A 16,584-nucleotide genomic window follows, 5' to 3' on the forward strand; every position below is an offset into this window, starting at 1 on the left:
ATAAGTTTTTAATCGCACTTTGAGAGAGTTGTATGGAGAAAGCACGTAAGATTATTCATATTGATATGGATTGTTTTTATGCGGCTGTCGAAATGAGAGAAGACCCAAGTTTACAAGGTAAACCTGTGGCAGTAGGCGGCTCTCCCTCACAGCGAGGTGTGCTGGCAACTTGTAATTATGAAGCCCGTAAGTTTGGCTTGCATAGTGCGATGTCTTCGGCACAAGCGATGAAATATTGTCCAAAACTGATTCTAATTCCCCCGAATTTTGCCTTATATCGACAAATATCGACACAAATACATGAAATTTTTCGACGTTATACTACGATTATTGAGCCATTATCTTTAGATGAAGCGTATTTAGACGTGACGGATTGTGAGCAATGCTCAGGCTCTGCGACATGGATTGCACAGGAAATTCGACAAGCGATTTTTCAAGAATTGAATCTAACCGCTTCTGCAGGCGTAGCCCCCCTTAAATTTTTAGCTAAAATTGCCTCAGATCAGAATAAACCTAATGGGCAATTTGTCATTACGCCAGAAGACGTACCTGCCTTTGTGCAAACATTAGCATTAAGGAAAATACCTGGGGTCGGTAAGGTGACGGCTGAAAAATTAATGCGTATGGGGCTACATACCTGTGGAGAGATACAGCGCTATTCAAAACCTAAGTTATTAGCTGCTTTTGGAAAAATAGGGCAGCGAATTTGGGATTTTAGTCATGGAATTGATGCTCGAGAAGTACAGCCACACCGTGTACGTAAATCCGTTGGTGTGGAGATGACCTTAGTGGAAGATATTGATACTCTTGAACAAGCTAGATTTATTTTTGATGATCTTTATGAGAAATTGTTAAGTCGATTAAAAAAACATCAGGAGATTACATTATCCCAACTTAATAAATTAGGGGTAAAGCTAAAGTTTGATGATTTTCAAACAACCACATTAGAAAAAAGTACCATGACTTTTTCCTCTGAAAGTTTTTGGCAATTATTAACCCAAATATGGCAAAGACGAGTCGGGCGAAAAGTTCGTTTAATTGGTGTTCATGTGCATTTGCCGGATAATACTGAACAAAATCGTCAAAAACAAGATCAAATGAGTTTATGGTGAGTGGCAGAGAATAAAAATTATGCTAGAATCCCCTTGAAATTTAACAAATTAGTAACCATTTTACCTGTTAATTACATGTTTTTATCAACCAATCAATTAGGAGAACATTCCCCCTTATGATGCGAATTATTTTGTTTTTAGCCACCAATATGGCGGTCTTGTTTGTTTTTAATATTATTTTGACTTTAACCGGTATCCAATCTCAAGATGCGATGGGATTGTTGATTATGGCCGCTTTATTTGGTTTTTCGGGGTCATTAATTTCACTTTTTATGTCAAAAAGCATGGCAAAACGTTCAGTAGGCGCACAAGTGATTGAAACGCCACGCAATGAACAAGAGCGCTGGCTTTTAGACACTGTTCGTACGCAAACCGAACGAGCGGGATTACCTATGCCAGAAGTTGCAATTTATCATTCTGCAGATGTTAATGCATTTGCAACGGGTGCAAGTAAAAATAGCTCATTAGTCGCGGTCAGTACAGGATTATTGAATGCGATGACACGTGATGAAGCGGAAGCTGTATTAGCGCATGAGGTGAGCCATATTAAAAGTGGCGATATGGTAACGATGACCTTATTACAGGGCGTGCTGAATACCTTTGTGATCTTTATTTCTCGTATTATTGCCAATGTGGTATCAAGCAGTCGTGATGGTGAAAGAAGTTCTGGTATGTATTTTTTAGTTGCGATGGTGCTTGAAGTAGTATTTGGTTTCTTAGCAAGTATTATTGCCATGTGGTTCTCTCGTCATCGTGAATTTAAAGCAGATGCTGGCGCAGCTGAATTAGCAAGTAAACAAAAAATGATTGCAGCCTTACAACGTCTGCAAAGTTTACACGAGCCACAAGAATTAGAAGGCCAGTTAGCGGCATTTGCGATTAATGGCAAACGTGGTGGGATTGCTTCACTCTTTATGAGCCACCCACCTCTTGAAAAGCGTATTGAAGCATTAAGAAATTTAGATAGCTTAAACGGCTAAGTTTTCATAAAATAGGCTCTCATTTGGGAGTCTATTTTTTTAGAGTAATTATGCAACACGATTATAATGATCTCATTTATATTTTTAATCAATGTTTTGAACAGGCATATAATACCCGTTTAGTCAAAGGCGGAGATGAGCCGATTTATTTGCCCGCCAATGAGCATGTGCCTTATCACGCCATTTATTTTGCGCGCGGTTTTTATAGTAGTGGGTTACATGAGATTGCGCATTGGTTGGTTGCGGGTGAAGCTCGTCGCCAGTTAGAAGATTTTGGTTACTGGTATGAGCCTGATGGACGTAGTCCAGCGCGTCAGCGTGAATTTGAGAAAGTGGAAATTAAACCGCAAGCAATAGAATGGATTTTGTCAGAGGCTGCCGGACTTCGTTTTTTCGCGAGCCATGATAATATTAATGGGGAACCAGGTGATGCAGCCCCTTTTAAGCAAGCCGTTTATGAACAAGTTAAAACCTATGCAGAAAAAGGATTGCCTAAGCGAGCTGAACAGATGCGTAAAGCATTATGTGCATTTTACGGCACAGATGATAAGATTGAATTATCAAAATTTGATGTCACTAGAATTTAATCGGCGTAGCTTTATGACTTTTTAGGCGTTTGATTCTTTTTATATTCCCATTTTGTTATTTTTTCTAGCTTTGCTAGAATAGTCCCTTATTTTTATAGGAAGCAAAAACATGAACAACATTTCCCCTGAAGCTGCGAGAGTTCGACAAGCACTACAAGAAAAAGGCATTGAAACTCCCATAATCGAATCCCATAAGAGTCCACATGAGCGCCGTGAAGGTATTGAAAATCATATGCGAGAAGTGATGAAGCTCATTGGTTTAGATTTAAATGACGATAGTTTGGAAGAAACGCCTAAACGCTTAGCAAAGATGTTTGTTGATGAGATTTTTAGTGGTTTAGATTATGCTAATTTCCCGAAAATTACGAATATTGAAAATCGTATGCAAGTGAGTGAGATGGTGTTAGTCAATGATGTGACATTAACGAGTACATGTGAACATCATTTTGTTACTATTGATGGGAAAGTTTCTGTTGCATATTACCCTAAAAAATGGGTAATCGGTTTATCTAAAATTAATCGAGTGGTGAGCTTTTTTGCGCAGCGTCCTCAAGTTCAAGAGCGTTTGACTGAACAAGTGTTACTCGCGTTTCAAACCATTTTAGAAACAGATGATGTAGCCGTTTATGTGAAAGCGACACATTTTTGCGTAAAATGTCGCGGTATTAAAGATAGTAATAGTTACACGGTCACATCAGCATTCGGTGGGGTATTCTTAAATGATCGCGAAACACGCAAAGAATTTTTAACCTTAATTAATAAATAATATTGGTTATTTTACGCGACGAATAGTATTAGTTATAAAGCTATCAACATAGGGATATTATTGATATGTATAGGGACAGCGATTTGCTGTCCCTATTGCTACGGTGGAAATCTTTTTCCTATAAGTCGTTTTTAGAATTTAGCGACAAAATCGGCATAAGCATTAATAAAGTTTTGTAATGTACTTAAACCTTGCTCAGAAGTCAGTTCACCTTGCTCATTAAATGCACCACTGAAAATACCACCAACAGTCGCACCAAATGGTGCTACAGGCATATTAATAAACGCACCGGAAGCAATAGTACGTAACTGATCTAATGGGCGATTGCTACCTGAGGCTGAAACAGAAACTAAGCCCGCAGGTTTACCAATCCATTTACTTTGTCCCATCGGGCGTGAACCGACATCAATCGCATTTTTAATCATCGCTGAGAATCCACCATTATGCTCAGGGGTGACAAAAATCACGCCGTCAGCTTGTGCAATGGCTTGGCGGAATGCCTCATATTCTGCTGGGCTATTTTCATCCAAATCACGATCGTATAGTGGAAGTTTGCTAATATCAATCAAGTTTAATTGCAAGTTAGCTGGGGCAATGTTGACAAGATGTTTTGCAACAATTTGGTTATATGAAGTTTTGCTACCACTGCCGACTAATACTGCGATTTGTTTTGTCATAATAAGTTCCTTAATCATGTAAAAAATTCTTTGATATTATAAGTAGGAAAGTGCTGATTGACTAGCCCACCAAGAGTAAATAGATTTTTTACTAAAAAGAAATAATTAAATTAGGACAGTTCACCTAATAATTCATCAATCGCTTGGCATAATAAATTACGATCGTGGCGATAGCGAACATCATCGGCATTGAGTTTACGGGCCATTAATTTTATCTTATGGGCGCGCATGTCTTCAGCGTGTTCTGGCGGAGCGATAATCCCATCAATAATTTGTTTGCCAACTGTGCGCTCAATCCATGTAATACGATCAATAAGCGATAAATTTGCAGCGGGGCTATGCTCAATTCCTAAATTATCAATGAAAAGTTTCTTTGCGTTGCTTTGTTGTAGCACAGTTTGAATTTCTTCAAGCAATAGAGGAGGCATAATGCTCGTCAAAAAACTACCCGGTCCAAATAAAATTAAATCAGCTTGCTTTAAGGCGTTCACTGCCTCAGGCGTTGCTTTTACTTGGGGGATTAATTGAATATCACGAGGTAATTCAGTCAGATTATCAATGCTTACTTCACCTAAAATCGTGGCGCCTGAATGTAATTTGGCTGCAAGATGAACCGGTGATTCAGACATTGGAATAATAAAGGATTTTACTTTCAATAAATCACGGATAAGGTTTACCCCTTTAAGTGGGCGAATATGCATATTTTCTAATGCCTTAAGCATAAGATTGCCTAAATTATGGCCTGATAGTTCTCCTTGCCCACTAAAACGATATTCAAAGAGGGCGGAAGCTGTACTGGGTTCCGTGATGATTTGGTTCAAACAATTACGTAAATCTCCCCAAGCAATACCGCCATAATTAACGCGAATACGTCCTGTTGAGCCACCATTATCTGTTGTTGTGACAATACCCGTTAGGCGCTCCTGCATAAAACTCAGGGCTGACATCACCCGTCCTAAACCATGCCCACCACCAATTGCAACTATATGATGGATGTTTTTCAAATATAGATGGTGAGATTGGCAGTCCATAAGATTTCCTTAATCCGGTTTTAGTCAGATGGGTAATCTACCATTTTTTGTTTAAAGGATAAATATAGAAATAAAAATTCTGAGATTGATGTCAGATTTTTTAATCAAAAATAGGTATGAGATAGGCTTTATATAATTATCTATATAATTGATATATCAAACTTTTTGCACTTTTGTGTTGTACATCTACAGCGTTATCTTTTACAATGTTCCCATAATTTATATTTTGCATCACTCCGAGCTTGTTTACCTAAACCTTTTGGCATGGTGGCAATGCCGATATTGTATTCAATATCCATGGATAATACTGGAAACGGTTTATCCACTCGTATTTAGAAAGGTGTCCAAATGCATATTCCTATCAAAAATGTAGGCGCAGATCGCTTAGTCGATCCGTTCCAACGTGAATATTATTATTTACGATTATCAATTACTGATGTGTGCAACTTTCGTTGTAACTATTGCTTGCCTAATGGCTATCAACCTGAAACACATAAATCAAGCTTTTTAAGTTTAGATGAAATCCGTCGCGTGGCGAAAGCATTTGCCGCTATGGGGACAGAAAAAGTGCGTTTAACAGGTGGAGAACCTACGTTACGTAAAGATTTTTTGGCAATAGCAGAAACCATTTCATCTATTGAAAATATTCGCAATGTTGCGCTTACAACCAATGGTTATCGTATGGCTAGAGATGTGGAAGCTTGGAAAAAAGCAGGCATTACTTCTCTGAATGTGAGTGTTGATAGCCTTGATCCAAGAATGTTTCATACCATCACAGGCGAAAATAAATTTCATGAGATTATGCGAGGCATCGATCGCGCTTTCGAAGTGGGTTATCACAAGGTGAAAGTGAACTCTGTCCTGATGAAAGGTTTGAATGCTCATGAATTTGAGCGATTTTTAGACTGGGTCAAAGATAAGCCTATCCAAATGCGTTTTATTGAACTTATGCAAACCGGAGACATGGACAGCTTTTTTGATAAATATCATTTATCAGGGGAAGTGCTTGCACAAAAGTTATTGCAACAAGGGTGGGAGTTACAGTCTAAGGGGCGTTCAGACGGGCCTGCAAAAGTATTTCGCCATGCAGATTATATGGGGGAAATCGGTCTGATTATGCCTTATGAAAAGAATTTTTGCGCCAGTTGCAACCGTCTGCGTGTATCCGCAAAAGGTAAATTGCATCTTTGCTTATTTGGTGAAGAAGGCGTGGATTTACGTGATTTGTTACAATCTGATGAGCAACAGCTATTATTACAAGCTCGTTTATTTTCTGCTCTGCAAGGCAAACGGGAACATCATTATTTACACATCGGTGATAGCGGTGTAAGAAGCAATTTGTCCACGATAGGTGGCTAGTTTTTGGCGATTGAGAATATTAAATGACAACTTTTACTCATATTAACAGCCATGGTGAAGCGAACATGGTTGATGTATCAAATAAACAAGATAGTGTACGCGAAGCGAGAGCAGAAGCAATTGTGACCATGTCACAAGAAACCTTGCAAATGATTTTAAAGGGTGATCATCATAAAGGGGATGTTTTTGCCACTGCTCGTATTGCCGGTATTCAAGCAGCAAAACGTACATGGGAGCTTATCCCGCTATGTCACCCCTTGTTACTGTCTAAAGTGGAAGTGAACATTACCCCTATTTCAGAAAGTAACCAAGTACGCATTGAGAGCTTGTGTAAATTATCGGGCAAAACAGGGGTAGAAATGGAAGCCCTAACAGCCGCGAGTGTGGCAGCATTGACGATTTATGATATGTGTAAAGCTGTGCAGAAAGATATGGTGATTGAAACTGTGCGTTTGTTAGAAAAAAGTGGTGGGAAGTCTGGGCATTTTAAGGTTGAGGCATAAGCATGATTAAAGTATTGTTTTTTGCGCAAACGCGGGAATTAATCGGTGTCGATGAAATCGAATTAAATGATGATTTTAGCACGGCTGAAGACATTCGCTTCCATTTAAGCCAGAAAGGAGAGAAATGGGCGTTGGCATTGGAGGCCGGAAAGTTATTGGTTGCCATTAATCAAACTTTGTTGCCTTTAGAAAGTGCGGTCAAAAATGGTGATGAAGTTGCATTTTTTCCACCGGTAACAGGAGGTTAAATGGAACAATTACGTATAGCTGTACAAGAACACCCTTTCGATCAACAATTAGAATATCAATGGCTATCCGCCCCACATGCTGTTGGGGCTACGGTGATTTTTGTGGGGAAAGTGCGCGATGTTAATTTAGGGGATAGTGTATCAAGTTTATATTTAGAGCATTATCCGGCAATGACAGAAAAGGCACTGGCAGATATTGTTGAACAAGCTCAGGCACGTTGGGATATTCAACGGGTTTCGATTATTCATAGAGTGGGTTTGCTGCAAACTGGCGATGAAATTGTGTTAGTGGGAGTAAGTTCAGCTCATCGTGGTGATGCTTATCATGCGAATGAATTTATTATGGATTATTTAAAAACACGCGCACCATTTTGGAAAAAAGAACAAACTCAACATGGCGAACGCTGGATAGAAGGGCGAGAGAGCGATCAATTAGCGGCTGAGAAATGGCAGCAATAAAAATGTTATAGAGTAAAGGCGAATAGAATCGCCTTTACTCTAAGAGCGTTATCCTAAAATCTTTTCAAAAACCAACCGCACTTTTTCAGGCGATTTTATTCCTGCCGAACTTTCCACACCTGAATTTACATCTAAACCTAAACAGCCTTGTTGTAAAGCAAGTGAGACATTATCCGGACTTATACCACCGGCAAGAATGATTTTATCTTTTAATTCAGTTGGAATGGTTGACCAGTCAAACGTTTTCCCTGTACCACCTTGCTGATTACCGAGTTTACTGTCTAATATATAGCGACTCACCGCAGAATGTTCAGGAATTTTGACTGCACTTGGATTATGTACATCAACAGAAACCGCGCGCCAGATTTGGATATGATCAGGAAGGGCATGGCGAAGGGTGCTAATAAATTCATCTGTTTCTGCGCCATGTAATTGTACGGCAAAAAGTTGTAGCTGAGCTGCAATTTGAGTAATGAAATCAATAGATTGATTTTGGAATACGCCCACGAAGCGTAGTGGAGCTTGGGTAACTAATTCTTGCGCGTGACGTAAACTTAAACAGCGAGGAGATTTATCGGCAAAAATTAAACCACCATAGAGTGCGCCATGTTCATATACCAGGCTAACATCTTGAGGTCGAGTTAGACCACATACTTTATTTTCTCCACAAATAACGGCACGAATAGCGTTATTTAAATCCGCACTCCCCATGAGGCTGGAACCGATTAGAAAGCCATGTGCAAAAGGCTGAATGTCTTTGACTTGCGCATGAGTATAAATCCCGGACTCACTGATAATACGAGTGTTGGCAGGAATTTTCGTAGCATATTTTTGGGTAAGCTGTTTTACTCGGTTCATATCAATGCTTAAATCGTGTAAATTGCGATTATTTACCCCGATAATGCGAGCATTTAAGGCAAGCGCGCGCTCAAACTCAGCTTCGTTACTGGTTTCAGTCAACACCCCCATACCTAATTCATGAGCAAGTGCGGCAAGGCGTTGATAAGTGTCATCATCTATCACAGATAGCATTAATAAAATGGCATCTGCTTGATGAAAACGAGCTAAATAAACCTGATATTCATCAATCATAAAATCTTTGCACAATATAGGTTGTGGCACGATATTGCGTACTTGTGAAATATAGGCAAAATCCCCTTGAAAATATTTTTCATCGGTTAACACAGAAATTGCGGAGGCATAATTTTTGTATACACCGGCAATTTCAGCAAGATTAAATTCCGCCCGAATTAATCCCTTAGACGGGGAAGCTTTTTTACATTCCAAAATATAAGCAGGGCATTGATGTGTGCCTTGTTCCAATGCTGCATAAAAAGAGCGGTCGGATTTTGTGAGTTTTTGCTGAAATTCAGCCAAAGGAAAATCTGCTGATTTTTGTTTTACCCATTCTGCTTTATCTAACACGATTTTTTGCAAAATAGTGGGCGTATCTTTTTGTATAAAATTCATAGTGTTCCTTGTGAGTACAATTAAGTAGCCGGTTTATTTACACCGCATATAAACTGAATATTGGTCTAATGAGGGCAATTATTGCCTTATCGTAGCGACAATTTAATATTCTGTAAGTTTTACCAAAGTCTCGAACGGTTTACCACTTGCTAATGTATCTAACACTTGCTGTGCATTGTGTTTGAGGTTTTCAAAACCAAATAGTTTCATCAATAGAGCAGTGTTCATGGCAACGGCTTGAGCATGCTCCGCTTTTCCCTTACCTTGTAAAAGTGCGGTAATAATTTGCGCATTTTCTAAGGGTTCGCCACCACGTAAGCTTTCTAATGGTTTTGGCTCAAAACCAAAATCTTTTGGCGATAACGAGTAATATTCGATAATACCGTCACGCAATTCCGCAACTTGCGTTGTACCGTGAATAGCCACTTCATCTAAACCACAACCATGTACAATAATACTGTGTCCATGCCCTAAGCGCTTATTGGTTTCGGCATAAGGTTTGAGCAAATCAGGGGTATAAACGCCATGTAATTGTCGTTTAGGATCGGCGGGGTTAATCAATGGCCCTAAAATATTAAAAATTGTACGTGTTTTTAATGCTTGGCGGACAGGAACGGCATGTTTAAAACCGAGATGATATTGTTGAGCAAAAATAAAGGCCAAACCAACGTCATTTAACGCTTTACGAGCTTGTGTTGAAGACATATTAATGTTTACCCCTAAAGCTGTTAACACATCGCTAGAGCCGGTTTTGCTCGATACACTACGATTCCCGTGCTTAGCGATTTTTAACCCCAAACTGGCAGCTGTAATGGCTGAGGCCGTTGATATATTGATGGTATTCGCGCCATCACCGCCAGTGCCTACAATATCGGCAAAAGGGTAGTCTGGCGCATCAAAAGGCTCTGCCGCCGCCAGTAAAGCGGTCACTGCACCGGTTATTTCATCAATGGTTTCTCCACGTATTTTTAATGCAATTAATGCACCAGCTAATTGTTCAGGTTGTACTTCGCCTTTAATGACGGCACTAAAAAATTCCGCACTTTCATTTTGTAAGAGCGGTTGATTATCAAAAAGTTTTTGTAAGAGATGATCGCTTTGCATAATTAAATCCTTATTTATGAATATCATAACTTAAATCTTTAGCTTCATCGCCTGTCATGCCGCGAAAGCCCCAGCAGTGTGCCGGCTGTTCTTTAATGGTAATTTCTACATCAATGGGCGCAATATTCAGTTTGTCTTCAAGTTCACAGAATAACATTTTGATTAAGCGTTTTTTCGTAAATTCTGTTCGACCTTCCATCAGATTAATATCAATCACAATAAAATCTTCACTGCGCCCTTCTGGATAATAAAAATCATCAGCTTCCAAACCGATAAAACGCAGTGCATGTTTACGAGGCGGGATCCCTAGACCAATATGTAAACAGTTAAATATGACCTGCATAATAGTTGTTTTATTAGGAGAAAGACGATGTTTTAAACCATAAACGGTAATCATTTTTTCTCTCCTTTAGCCACTTCAAGTAACCAATCAATCGTTTGAGAGAGTAATTTTCCACCTTGCACAGTCAAAATGCTTTCTGGGTGAAATTGGAAACCACAAATAGGCAAATGTTTGTGACGAATGGCCATAACAATCCCGTTATATTCGGCATTAATTTCTAATTCCTCAGGAAGATCTGCTCCCATAAGTGAATGATAGCGAGCGACCGGCATGGGATTGTGTAAGTCCTTGAACATTCCTTGATTGTCATGATTAATTTTAGACACTTTACCATGTAATACTTCACCCGCATGAACGACTTTGCCACCAAAAGCTTCTATTAAGGCTTGATGGCCTAAACAAATACCGATTATTGGCACTTTGTTTTTTAACTGTTTGATTAAAGGAAGTAGATTACCCGCTTCGCTTGGATTGCCTGGTCCAGGTGAAAGAGCCAAAATAGTCTCTGGTTCCGCCAGTGCGAGTTCTTGTAAGAGTATTAAGTCACAATCATTACGATAAATTTGCACTTGATGCCCAAGGGTGCGAAATTGATCGACAAGGTTGTAGGTAAAGGAATCAAAGTTATCAATAAAAAGTATATTTGCCATCGTAGTTTACTCTGAAATAATTTTGTACTATTAAACTAGTGTAATAGAATTTTGTCAAGGGGTTTTGATTGAACTTACTTGCGGTATCGACATCGTCTCACTATTTTTTATCATACGCTATTGTAAAATTATCAGAAATAGGCGTGAGAAAGAGTGAGGGAAACACAAGATTCCCTCGAACAAATTAAGATAACGAGTTAGTTTGAATAATCGCATTAATCACGGCGCGCGCTTTGTGACGCGTTTCATCAGCTTCCATTTGAGGATCTGAGTCTAATACCTCGCCACAACCCGCTTGGACATGGGCGATTCCGTTTTGTACGAATGCTGAACGAATAACGATACAAGTGTCAAAGTTGCCATTGGAGTCTAAATAGCCTACGGCACCACCATAACTATGGCGTTTTTGTTGTTCAAATTGATAAATTAATTGCATCGCTTTAATTTTTGGAGCACCAGTGAGTGTTCCCATGTTCATACAGGCTTGATAAGCATGCAACGCATCAAGTTCAGGGCGGAGTGTGCCAACTACACGCGAGACTAAGTGCATTATATGAGAATAGCGATCCACTTGCATTAAATCTTTCACTTGGCGTGTACCACTTTGGCAAACTCGGGCGACATCGTTACGCGCAAGATCTACCAACATTAAATGTTCTGCCAATTCTTTTTGATCTAACCGCAATTCTAACTCAAGGCGCGCATCTAGTTCCGCATCAATATTACCGTTGCTATCGAAGCCACGGGGGCGAGAACCTGCAATAGGGTAGATCTCAAGTTGGCGTGAGCTTTCCGTATATTTTAACGCACTTTCAGGCGACGCACCGAACAGGGTAAAATCTTCATCTTGCATAAAAAACATATAAGGGCTTGGATTATTCATTTTTAATTGTCGGTAAGTGGCCAACGTATTCGGACAGGCTAATGAAAAGCGACGTGACGGTACGATTTGGAAAACATCACCGATATTAATATGATGTTTAAGTTGTTGAATGATTTGTTTAAATTCATCATCTTCAATATTGATATTTACTGTTGTATCTGCAGCTTGAATATCTAAGTGCGGTTCGATTTTCTCTAATTTTTTTGTAATGTCTACCGCACTTTTTAACAAAGATTCACCTTGTTCTGGCGTAAAACAATAAGTAAATAATTCTGCTTGTTGGCTACCGTGATCAAAGGTCAGAAGTTGTTCTGCAAGATAAAATGTGTAATCAGGGCAAGTAAGACCGTCATCTTTTAAGTTTATCCCTTCCATCGGAATAAAATTAGCCACCAAATCATAAGCGAATAACCCTCCGATAAAAATCGGCGTTTGGCTATATTGGAATAGGGTAGTTAAACTGCGTAATCCATCGAAAACCGTCGCTGCTTGTAATTTATTATCTTCATCTAAATTAGGATTCAGGGGAGAGAATTGCGCAAGAAAGCAGTCTTCATCTTGAATATTGAGTACAGCTTTAGACTGCAGATCTTGCTGTATAATTGGCAGTATGGCACGCCCGTTAGGTGTTAACGCGCTAAAAGTGACCGTTTGACCTGAACAAGTGATTTTAACGGCGGTCTTTGCTAATAACAAACTTTTTAAGCTATTTTTGCTACTGATTTCAGCAGATTCGAGTAATAAGGTATTTTGCTGATTTTTACATAAACTGGCAAAAACAGCTGTGGGATCAGCATGATAAGGGACAGATTTGGCAAAAGTTTGCACATAAGGAAATAACATAATTCACTCTCATTACATAAAATTTTGTACTATTAAACTAGTGCGGTTGTTTTTTGTCAAGTCTTTTATCTTTATATTGTCTCTAGCCCATATTTTTAAAAATACAACGATTTCTTATTAGAAACAAATAAGGTATGATCGATGTTTTATTATAGAGGAGAAAACAATAATGTGGTCTGATTTAGCCATAGGTTATGCTTTATTTATTTTAGAAATTCTGACAATTTTGTTAGTGATTGGTGCGATTATTGCGGTCATTATCTTTTTAAAACAAAAAAAACCAGGACAGCATGGGGAATTGCTGGTCACAGATTTGAATAAAACTTATCAGGAGAATCAGCAAAAGTTACGTGATTTTCATATGAGTGAAGAAGCGTTAAAAGCGGCTGAAAAAGAGCGGAAAAAAACCGAAAAAGATAAAGCAAAAGCAGAAAAAGAGCGGTTGAAAAATGGTAAAGAATTACCACAAGAAGAGATTAAACCTTGTGTGTATGTATTGAATTTTAAGGGAGATATCCATGCTTCTGAAACACAAGCATTACGCGAAGAAGTGAGTGCGATAATCGCGGTCGCAAAACCCGAGCGCGATGAAGTGTTATTACGTTTGGAAAGTCCTGGTGGTGTGGTACATGGTTATGGATTAGCAGCCTCTCAATTGACGAGATTAAAACAACATGGTTTGAAGTTAACAGTGGCGGTGGATAAAGTCGCGGCAAGTGGGGGATATATGATGGCATGTGTTGCAGATAAAATTGTCGCTGCGCCTTTTGCCATTATTGGTTCTGTTGGTGTCGTTGCTCAAGTGCCGAATGTACACCGTTTATTAAAAAACTATGATATTGATGTGGATGTAATGACGGCGGGAGAATATAAGCGCACCGTCACGATTTTTGGCGAAAATACGGAAAAAGGCAAACGAAAATTCCAACAAGAATTGGAAGAAACCCATGAACTCTTTAAACAATTTGTGGCAGAAAATCGACCGCACTTAGCGATTGATGAGATCGCAACAGGAGAACATTGGTTTGGTCAACAAGCCTTAGCATTACGGTTAGTTGATGATATTGCGACGAGCGATGATTTAATCCTTAATGCGATTAAAGATAAAAATGTGATCGAAGTTAAATATGCAACGAAAAAGTCATTAATCCAAAAATTAGGCAAGCAAGCTGAAGAAAGTAGCGATAATATACTGAATAAATTGTTACATCGTCACAACAAGACTTTTTATTAATTAGATTTATTAGAGAGTGGGTAAATTTTACCCACTATTCATTTTTGGAGAAAATATGTCGCATTCCAATTCCATTGAATTTCATTTATTGGCGCTACAATCGACATTAGAGCGCTATAATTTATGGCAGAGTATGCCACCACCAGAGTCGGCATTTTTAAGTGAACAACCTTTTGCTTTAGATACAATGAGTGCAACAGAATGGTTACAGTGGATTTTTATTCCTCGTATGTATGCTATTATTGAGAGTGGTGCTACGTTACCGCAGCAAATAGCAATTTCTCCATATTTGGAGGAAGCCTTAAAAGAACACGAAGGCTTGGCGGATTTATTAATCCCGATCATCGCAATTGAGCAGTGTGTAAAAAATGGCTGAAACAACAGAAATTTTGCTTGATACAACAGAAGTCCCCATTACTTTAGAGATTCTCTTTCAGGACGAATACCTTGTTGCGGTGAATAAGCCTGCTGGCATGTTAGTTCATCGTAGTTGGTTAGATCGCCATGAAACGCAATTTGTTATGCAAACATTGCGTGATCAAATAGGCCAACATGTTTATCCAATTCATCGCCTCGATCGCCCAACTTCAGGTGTATTGCTATTTGCACTGGATAGTGAAACCGCCAATTTAATGTGTCAACGATTTGAGAATAAGCAAGTGCAAAAGTCTTATCTTGCCGTTGTGCGTGGTTATTTGCGAGGAGAAGGCTGCATTGATTATCCTTTAAAGGTGAAGTTAGATAAAATTGCAGATAAATTTAGCCAGGCAGATAAAGCCCCACAAAGTGCGGTCACTTTTTACCAAGAATTAAACACTGTGGAAATGCCTTATCCTTTGGGGCGTTATCAAACATGTCGTTACTCTTTAGTTCGCTTGATACCTCAAACGGGACGAAAACATCAGTTACGTCGTCACATGAAGCATATTTTTCACCCTATCTTAGGCGATACGCAATATGGGGATTTACATCAAAACCGATTATTTGCAGAAAAAACAAATTGTTCAAGATTAATGTTACACGCAGAAACCTTGCAGTTTATTCATCCAAAAAAACAACAAATGGTAAAACTTACTGCGCCACTAGAGACTAATTGGCAAAGTTTAATGAGGCAATTTGGTTGGTTTATAGCATAAAAATTATAAACTCCGTCACACTTTTAACAAAAGCTTGTCCAAATCGTAAATATTTTGTTGCAAAGTCTGAAAATGTTTGATATTTCTTAATGGTATGGCGTGAGAGAGAATATTAGCTTGCGTTTTTTTACTTTTTATTCAAAACAATTAAGGGATTTTATTATGAAAAAATTTCTAAAATTTTCTCTAGTTACGGCCGCAATGCTTTCTTCAACAGCTGCGATGGCTGCCGATAAGTTTGTGACCATTGGAACAGGTGGACAAACTGGGGTGTATTATGTCGTTGGTCAATCAGTCTGCCAATTAGTGAATCGTGATTCTGCAAAAACAGGTGTGAAATGTAATGCACCATCAACAGGTGGATCTGTTGCAAATTTAAACTCCATTGCTGCTAACCAAATGGAATTAGGGGTTGCGCAATCTGATTGGCAATATCATGCCTATAACGGTACGAGTTCTTTTGAAGGTAAGAAAAACGACAAATTACGTGCAGTCTTTTCTCTTCACCCAGAACCATTTACTTTAATGGCTCGTACAGATGCAAATATTAACAATTTTGATGATTTAAAAGGTAAGCGTGTTAATGTCGGGGATCCAGGTTCCGGTACTCGCGCAACAATGAACGTTATTTTAGCGGCAAAAGGATTAGACACTTCAATTTTCAAAGTGGCTTCAGAGTTAAAACCGGCTGAAATGGCTTCTGTAATGTGTGACAACAACCTTGATGCGATTACTTATAACGTAGGTCACCCAAATGGCGCGTTAAAAGAAGCCGCAGCTTCTTGTTCTGCTCATTTAGTGCCGATTACAGGGCCTGAAATTGATAAGCTTATCGCGGATAATTCTTATTATGCGAAAGCGATTATTCCAGGTGGTTTATATACAGGCACAGATAACGATGTTGAGACCTTCGGGGTATATGCAACCTTAGTCACCTCTTCTGACGTTGATGCGGATTCTGTGTATGCAGTTGTAAAAGCAGTATTTGATAATTTTGACCGCTTTAAACGTTTACATCCGGCATTTGCTAACTTAAAAGAAGAAGATATGATTAAAAATGCCTTATCAGCGCCATTACATGAAGGTGCGGCACGTTATTATAAAGAGAAAGGTTGGTTATAATTTCTCATCTTTTAAAGTGATTCTTTAAGGCAGGTGTTTCCTGCCTTTTTTGGTTTATTCTCTGTTTTTAAGGAGTT

General features: G+C 38.9%; 19 protein-coding genes and 1 riboswitch. Of the genes, 12 read left to right on the forward strand and 7 right to left on the reverse strand.

The window, feature by feature from the left end; translation table 11 throughout:
- Positions 1-32: 32 nt before the first annotated feature.
- From dinB to folE, 4 genes are all read left to right on the forward strand, one after another.
- Complete coding sequence (dinB, locus tag CVP05_RS00835) at positions 33-1,112, forward strand: DNA polymerase IV (RefSeq protein ID WP_100287664.1); 1,080 nt, start codon at positions 33-35, stop codon at positions 1,110-1,112.
- 116 nt (positions 1,113-1,228) lie between these two features.
- Positions 1,229-2,092 carry a protease HtpX gene (gene htpX, locus CVP05_RS00840; RefSeq protein WP_100287665.1) on the forward strand — a complete coding sequence of 288 codons (864 nt, stop codon included), beginning with the start codon at positions 1,229-1,231 and terminating at the stop codon, positions 2,090-2,092.
- A 50-nt stretch (positions 2,093-2,142) separates the two neighbouring features.
- Entirely contained in the window at positions 2,143-2,679 is a 537-nt protein-coding gene (locus CVP05_RS00845) for an elongation factor P hydroxylase (protein WP_100287666.1), read from the forward strand.
- A 109-nt stretch (positions 2,680-2,788) separates the two neighbouring features.
- Complete coding sequence (folE, locus tag CVP05_RS00850; protein ID WP_100287667.1) at positions 2,789-3,445, forward strand: GTP cyclohydrolase I FolE; 657 nt, start codon at positions 2,789-2,791, stop codon at positions 3,443-3,445.
- Between the two features lie 131 nt (positions 3,446-3,576).
- Here folE and CVP05_RS00855 read toward each other — a convergent pair whose 3' ends face one another.
- Both CVP05_RS00855 and CVP05_RS00860 read right to left on the reverse strand, forming a co-directional pair.
- Complete coding sequence (locus CVP05_RS00855; RefSeq protein WP_100287668.1) at positions 3,577-4,122, reverse strand: NADPH-dependent FMN reductase; 546 nt, start codon at positions 4,120-4,122, stop codon at positions 3,577-3,579.
- 110 nt (positions 4,123-4,232) lie between these two features.
- Entirely contained in the window at positions 4,233-5,153 is a 921-nt protein-coding gene (locus CVP05_RS00860) for a gluconeogenesis factor YvcK family protein (protein ID WP_100287669.1), read from the reverse strand.
- 222 nt (positions 5,154-5,375) lie between these two features.
- Positions 5,376-5,512, forward strand: a riboswitch (molybdenum cofactor riboswitch).
- On the opposite strand from CVP05_RS00860, the gene moaA reads away from it, so the two are divergent.
- The 4 genes from moaA to moaE all read left to right on the forward strand — a co-directional run bounded on the left by moaA (position 5,502) and on the right by moaE (position 7,722).
- Entirely contained in the window at positions 5,502-6,512 is a 1,011-nt protein-coding gene (moaA, locus tag CVP05_RS00865; protein ID WP_100287670.1) for a GTP 3',8-cyclase MoaA, read from the forward strand. (Overlaps the previous riboswitch by 11 nt.)
- A gap of 23 nt (positions 6,513-6,535) precedes the next feature.
- A complete protein-coding gene (gene moaC, locus CVP05_RS00870) occupies positions 6,536-7,015 on the forward strand; it encodes a cyclic pyranopterin monophosphate synthase MoaC (protein ID WP_100287671.1) in 480 nt (159 codons plus the stop codon).
- A 2-nt stretch (positions 7,016-7,017) separates the two neighbouring features.
- Positions 7,018-7,263, forward strand: a complete 246-nt coding sequence (gene moaD / locus CVP05_RS00875; protein WP_100287672.1) for a molybdopterin synthase sulfur carrier subunit — start codon at positions 7,018-7,020, stop codon at positions 7,261-7,263.
- The gene (gene moaE / locus CVP05_RS00880) at positions 7,264-7,722 is read left to right on the forward strand and encodes a molybdopterin synthase catalytic subunit MoaE (protein ID WP_100287673.1); all 459 of its coding nucleotides are present in this window, start codon (positions 7,264-7,266) and stop codon (positions 7,720-7,722) included.
- Between the two features lie 48 nt (positions 7,723-7,770).
- Here the strand turns inward: moaE and trpCF are convergent, their stop codons facing one another.
- From trpCF to trpE, 5 genes are all read right to left on the reverse strand, one after another.
- Entirely contained in the window at positions 7,771-9,192 is a 1,422-nt protein-coding gene (trpCF, locus tag CVP05_RS00885) for a bifunctional indole-3-glycerol-phosphate synthase TrpC/phosphoribosylanthranilate isomerase TrpF (RefSeq protein ID WP_100287674.1), read from the reverse strand.
- A gap of 102 nt (positions 9,193-9,294) precedes the next feature.
- Entirely contained in the window at positions 9,295-10,296 is a 1,002-nt protein-coding gene (gene trpD / locus CVP05_RS00890; protein WP_100287675.1) for an anthranilate phosphoribosyltransferase, read from the reverse strand.
- A 10-nt stretch (positions 10,297-10,306) separates the two neighbouring features.
- Positions 10,307-10,693, reverse strand: coding sequence for a tautomerase family protein (locus CVP05_RS00895; protein ID WP_100287676.1), 387 nt, complete (start codon positions 10,691-10,693; stop codon positions 10,307-10,309).
- Positions 10,690-11,289 (reverse strand): aminodeoxychorismate/anthranilate synthase component II, encoded by a 600-nt coding sequence (locus tag CVP05_RS00900; protein WP_100287677.1) that lies wholly within the window; start codon positions 11,287-11,289, stop codon positions 10,690-10,692. Before CVP05_RS00900 ends, CVP05_RS00895 begins: the two co-directional genes overlap by 4 nt.
- 184 nt (positions 11,290-11,473) lie before the next feature.
- A complete protein-coding gene (gene trpE, locus CVP05_RS00905; RefSeq protein ID WP_100287678.1) occupies positions 11,474-13,015 on the reverse strand; it encodes an anthranilate synthase component I in 1,542 nt (513 codons plus the stop codon).
- A 169-nt stretch (positions 13,016-13,184) separates the two neighbouring features.
- Between trpE and sohB the strand changes: the two genes are divergently transcribed.
- The 4 genes from sohB (at position 13,185) to CVP05_RS00925 (ending at position 16,507) form a co-directional block, all read left to right on the forward strand.
- Entirely contained in the window at positions 13,185-14,249 is a 1,065-nt protein-coding gene (sohB, locus tag CVP05_RS00910) for a protease SohB (protein WP_100287679.1), read from the forward strand.
- A gap of 55 nt (positions 14,250-14,304) precedes the next feature.
- Positions 14,305-14,625 carry a YqcC family protein gene (locus CVP05_RS00915; protein ID WP_100287680.1) on the forward strand — a complete coding sequence of 107 codons (321 nt, stop codon included), beginning with the start codon at positions 14,305-14,307 and terminating at the stop codon, positions 14,623-14,625.
- Positions 14,618-15,385 (forward strand): tRNA pseudouridine(65) synthase TruC, encoded by a 768-nt coding sequence (truC, locus tag CVP05_RS00920; RefSeq protein WP_100287681.1) that lies wholly within the window; start codon positions 14,618-14,620, stop codon positions 15,383-15,385. Before CVP05_RS00915 ends, truC begins: the two co-directional genes overlap by 8 nt.
- Before the next feature lie 162 nt (positions 15,386-15,547).
- The gene (locus CVP05_RS00925; RefSeq protein WP_100287682.1) at positions 15,548-16,507 is read left to right on the forward strand and encodes a TAXI family TRAP transporter solute-binding subunit; all 960 of its coding nucleotides are present in this window, start codon (positions 15,548-15,550) and stop codon (positions 16,505-16,507) included.
- The last annotated feature ends 77 nt before the right edge of the window (positions 16,508-16,584 follow it).

It is taken from the genome of Conservatibacter flavescens (assembly GCF_002795425.1).
Classification (GTDB): Bacteria; Pseudomonadota; Gammaproteobacteria; order Enterobacterales; family Pasteurellaceae; genus Conservatibacter; species Conservatibacter flavescens.